This is a genomic window from Serratia sp. CoH_134_PS_4 (assembly GCF_058190535.1).
Map to the genome: position 1 here is coordinate 1 of NZ_JBXWKI010000043.1, position 765 is coordinate 765.

Genomic DNA, 765 nt, shown 5'->3' on the forward strand with positions numbered 1-765 from the left:
GGTAATGACTCCAACTTATTGATAGTGTTTTATGTTCAGATAATGCCCGATGACTTTGTCATGCAGCTCCACCGATTTTGAGAACGACAGCGACTTCCGTCCCAGCCGTGCCAGGTGCTGCCTCAGATTCAGGTTATGCCGCTCAATTCGCTGCGTATATCGCTTGCTGATTACGTGCAGCTTTCCCTTCAGGCGGGATTCATACAGCGGCCAGCCATCCGTCATCCATATCACCACGTCAAAGGGTGACAGCAGGCTCATAAGACGCCCCAGCGTCGCCATAGTGCGTTCACCGAATACGTGCGCAACAACCGTCTTCCGGAGCCTGTCATACGCGTAAAACAGCCAGCGCTGGCGCGATTTAGCCCCGACGTATCCCCACTGTTCGTCCATTTCCGCGCAGACGATGACGTCACTGCCCGGCTGTATGCGCGAGGTTACCGACTGCGGCCTGAGTTTTTTAAATGGCGGAAAATCGTGTTGAGGCCAACGCCCATAATGCGGGCGGTTGCCCGGCATCCAACGCCATTCATGGCCATATCAATGATTTTCTGGTGCGTACCGGGTTGAGAAGCGGTGTAAGTGAACTGCAGTTGCCATGTTTTACGGCAGTGAGAGCAGAGATAGCGCTGATGTCCGGCAGTGCTTTTGCCGTTACGCACCACCCCGTCAGTAGCTGAACAGGAGGGACAGCTGATAGAAACAGAAGCCACTGGAGCACCTCAAAAACACCATCATACACTAAATCAGTAAGTTGGCAGCATC

1 protein-coding gene is annotated in these 765 nt (G+C 53.5%); it reads right to left on the minus strand.

Annotated elements, in window-relative coordinates; translation table 11 throughout:
• Nucleotides 1-15 precede the first annotated feature (15 nt).
• Nucleotides 16-713, minus strand: a protein-coding gene (locus tag AC2FCQ_RS24635) for an IS1-like element IS1B family transposase (RefSeq protein ID WP_095033700.1) whose coding sequence is annotated in 2 segments (ribosomal slippage) — nucleotides 16-464 and nucleotides 464-713 — 699 coding nt in all. Because the reading frame shifts where the segments join, the coding sequence is not laid out codon by codon here.
• Between the last annotated feature and the right edge of the window lie 52 nt (nucleotides 714-765).